The organism is Micromonospora sp. NPDC004540 (genome assembly GCF_040610095.1).
GTDB lineage: Bacteria > Actinomycetota > Actinomycetes > Mycobacteriales > Micromonosporaceae > Micromonospora.
The window spans coordinates 1-3,716 of the sequence record NZ_JBEXLR010000186.1 but is presented as its reverse complement, the minus strand read 5'-3'; the positions used below and the strand labels follow the sequence as shown (position 1 = coordinate 3,716).

Sequence of the window (3,716 nt, the reverse complement as noted above, 5' to 3'; positions counted from 1 at the left end):
GTTCTCCCGGTAGGTGCCCTCGCCGGTGACCAGCAGAGTGCCCGAGACCGGGCGGTCGCCGGCCGGCGCGAGGTATTCGACCATGTCGGTGAGGCCGTTCGGGAAGTGGAAGCTCTCCTCGACGGCCTTCTCGCCGGTCTCGTCGCGCAGCCGGTAGGCCACGCCGGGGACCAGGAAGGCGGTGTTGCGCAGCTTGAGCCGCACCGCCTCGGTGTCGAGCGCCGCGCCGGTCTCGAAGTAGCGCGGGTCGTGCCACCACCGGATGGAGGTGCCGGTGCGCTGGCCGCGCTTCATGGCGCCGACGATCTGCAGGCCGGGGCCGGGGGTGAACGGCGCGTCCGGGCCGTCACCGTCGAAGATCCCGGGGACGCCGTGCCGGAACGACATCGAGTGGACCTTGCCGCCGCGGCGGACCGTGACGTCGAACCGCCGGGAGAGCGCGTTGACCGCCGAGGCGCCCACACCGTGCAGGCCGCCGGACGTCTTGTAGCCCGAGCCGCCGAACTTGCCGCCCGCGTGCAGCCGGGTCAGCACCAGCTCCACGCCCGAGATGCCGGACTTGGCGTGCACGTCGGTCGGGATGCCGCGGCCGTCGTCGTCGACGCGCACCGAGCCGTCGGCGTGCAGGATCACGTCGACCTTCTTGGCGTGACCCGCGACACCCTCGTCGGTGGAATTGTCGAGGATCTCGTTGACGAGGTGACCCACGCCACGGCTGTCGGTCGAACCGATGTACATGCCGGGGCGCTTCCGGACGGCATCGAGGCCCTCCAGGTGCGTCAGGTCGTCGGCCCCGTACAGGGTCTCAGGCTGTGCGGTCAACTGGTCGTACTCCCAGGTCTCGGCGGTGTGGTGCCGTTCACCGTGCGATCCCCCACGTCGATCGCCAGGCGCGGCGCGCCGGAGCGAGCCTAGCCCGGCGCTCCGACAGAGCCGTGGCACCCGGTGCGGTGCGGCGCGGTGGGCGGGTGCGCGGAGGCGAGGAGGCGTCCGTGCACGACAACGACATGCCCGGCCGGTGTCTTCCCGAACCGGGTTCGGGGATCGCCCGCCCGGACCTCGATCCATTGGCGGACGTCACGCTGACCCACCCCGACCCGCGAGGCGCCCCCCGACCGGGGACGCCTCGCGGTGGGTCAGGGGCGGACGGCCGTGCCGAGCACGTGCGGCGACGCCGGTGCCGGCAGCCCCGACGGCGGGAAGCGGAACCGGTCCAGCTCGACCACGGTGAAGCCGGCCGCCCGGATCGCCGCCACGGTGTCCCGCGCGGTGTGGCAGCCGGCGCAGCACAGCGGCCAGAGCGTGGCGTCCGCGAGGCGCTGGGCCCGTCGCAGCCCGGGGGTCTCCGCGACGACGTGCTCGTAGAAGCGGAGCTGCCCGCCCGGGCGGAGCGCCCGGCGCGCCTCGCGCAGCGCCACAGCCTGGTCCGGCACCGAGCAGAGCACCAGCGACAGCACCACCGCGTCGGCGCTCCCGTCGGCGACCGGCAGCGCCTCGGCCAGCCCGGCGGCCACGGTCACCGGCACCGGGGCGTCGGGCGCGGCGGCCCGGACGAGGGCGCGCAACCGCGGCTCGGGCTCCACGGCGAGCACCCCGGCCACGGTCGGCGGATAGTGCGGGAGGTTCCGGCCGTTGCCGGCGCCCACCTCGACCACCCGGCCGCGCAGCCCGGCGACCAGGTGGCGCCGGTGCGCGGCCGCGCCGGCCCGGTCCATGGCGACGCTGGCCCGGGCGAAGACCCGGGCGAAGATCGGATGCGAGACGGCCATCAGGTACGGACCGACGAGGCGCCGAGGGTGAGCAGCAGCGGACCGGCCGCGCCGTCGACCAGGTCGCCGAGGCGTACCCCGTCGAGCACGCCGAGGAAGGCGGCCTGGGCACGGCGCAGTTCGCCGCGCAGCCGGCAGCCGGCGACCAGCGGGCAGGCCGGCTGCTCGCAGTTGACCACCTCGTCGTCGCCCTCGAAGGCCCGGACCACGTGACCGACGGTCACCTCCCCGGCGTGCTCGGCGAAGGCCACCCCGCCGGAGCGGCCCCGGATGGTCACCAGCACGCCGAGCCGCTGCAACCGTTGCACCACCTTGGCCACGTGACTGCGCGGCAGCGCGAGCTGGGTGGCGAGCTCGTCCACGGTGGTCCGGACCGGGGACGCGGCGGTCAGCATGGCGATCCGCAGGGCCATGTCGGTCGACCGGTTGAGCTTCACGCCTCGACCCTAGCCAGCGCGCGCCCGGCGCGACACGGGCCGACCAGCCCGTTCGCGGCGGTGATCCACGCCACGCCGGTCCCGGGACCTTCGACCCTGAAGAGGAATCTCAGATTCCTGTTCAGTGGTGATCGACCCGTTCGACGCCACAAGGAGTAATCGTGCTTTCGGAATCCTCAGCAGCGGTGGTGACGGCGACCCTGCCCGCCGTGCAGGCCCACGGAGAGGCGATCACCGGTCGGTTCTACCAGCGCATGTTCGCCGCCCACCCCGAGCTGCTGAACATCTTCAACCGGAGCAACCAGGCCACCGGCACGCAGAAGGCGGCGCTGGCTGGCGCGGTGGTCGCCTACGCCGAGCACCTGACCGGGGGCAGCGCCGTGCCGTGGGGGCCGATCCTGGACCGGATCGCGCACAAGCACGCCTCCCTGGGGATCACCGCCACCCAGTACACGATCGTCGGCCGGCACCTGATGGCCGCGGTGGCCGAGGTGCTCGGCGAGGCGGTCACGCCCGAGGTCGCGGCGGCCTGGGACGAGGTGTACTGGCTGCTGGCCTGCGAGCTGGTCGCCCGGGAGGCGCGCCTCTACACCGAGGCCGGCGTGCCGGAGAACGGCTCCGTCTGGCGCGAGTGGCGGGTCACGGAGAAGACGGCGGAGACCCCGGACGTGGTGTCGTTCACCCTGGTCCCCGCCGACGGCGGTCCGGTGCCCGGCTTCACCGCCGGCCAGTACACCTCCGTCGCGGTCGACCTGGACGGCGGTCGCGGCCAGCAGATCCGGCAGTACAGCCTCTCCGGCCGGCCCGGCGCCGACCACTGGCGGATCACCGTGAAGCGGGTACGCGGTGCCGCCGGCGCGCCCGACGGCATGGTTTCCGGTTTCCTGCACGAGCGGGTGGCCGTCGGCGACACGCTCCGGCTCAGCCCGCCGTTCGGCGAGGTCAGCGCGCTCGGCGGCGGGGAGCCGCTGCTGCTGGTCAGCGCCGGCATCGGGTTGACCCCGGCCATGTCGGCGCTGGCACACCTGGCGGCCACCGAGCCCGAGCGGCCCGTGACGCTGGTGCACGCCGACCGGACCGGCGCCGCGCACGCGCTGCGCCACGAACTGCCCGCGCTCCAGGAGCGGCTGCCGAACCTGTCGGTGTGCCTCTGGTACGAGGACGCAGCCGGCGGCGAACTGGCCGGGCTCAAGGCGGAGATCGCGGAGGGGCTCGTCGATCCTGCGCTGGTCCCGCTCGCCCCCGACGCATACGTGCACCTGTGCGGGCCGGTGCCGTTCATGGCCCTGGTCCGGGGCGGCCTGCTGCGCCGGGGCGTGCCGGCCGACCGGATCGCGTACGAGGTGTTCGGTCCGGGCATGCTGCGCTGAGGCTGGCCGACCGTAGCGACCGGGGCCGGGGGGGGGGGGGGGGCCCCCCCCCCCCCCCCCCAAAACCCCCCCCCCCCCCCCCCCCGCCCCCCCCCCCCCCCGCGACGAACAACGGCCCCCCCCCCCCCCCAAAAAAAAAA

General features: G+C 74.5%; 4 protein-coding genes. 1 reads left to right on the top strand and 3 read right to left on the bottom strand.

Annotated elements, in window-relative coordinates:
* The 3 genes from ABZV78_RS31425 to ABZV78_RS31415 all read right to left on the bottom strand — a co-directional run.
* Positions 1–822, bottom strand: an 822-nt coding sequence (locus tag ABZV78_RS31425) for an ATP-binding protein (RefSeq protein WP_355644442.1), incomplete at its 3' end; no start/stop codon positions are given.
* A 314-nt stretch (positions 823–1,136) separates the two neighbouring features.
* The gene (locus ABZV78_RS31420) at positions 1,137–1,769 is read right to left on the bottom strand and encodes a methyltransferase domain-containing protein (protein ID WP_355644440.1); all 633 of its coding nucleotides are present in this window, start codon (positions 1,767–1,769) and stop codon (positions 1,137–1,139) included.
* Positions 1,769–2,206 carry an Rrf2 family transcriptional regulator gene (locus tag ABZV78_RS31415; RefSeq protein WP_355644438.1) on the bottom strand — a complete coding sequence of 146 codons (438 nt, stop codon included), beginning with the start codon at positions 2,204–2,206 and terminating at the stop codon, positions 1,769–1,771. Before ABZV78_RS31415 ends, ABZV78_RS31420 begins: the two co-directional genes overlap by 1 nt.
* 161 nt (positions 2,207–2,367) lie before the next feature.
* On the opposite strand from ABZV78_RS31415, the gene ABZV78_RS31410 reads away from it, so the two are divergent.
* The gene (locus tag ABZV78_RS31410; protein WP_355644436.1) at positions 2,368–3,576 is read left to right on the top strand and encodes a globin domain-containing protein; all 1,209 of its coding nucleotides are present in this window, start codon (positions 2,368–2,370) and stop codon (positions 3,574–3,576) included.
* The last annotated feature ends 140 nt before the right edge of the window (positions 3,577–3,716 follow it).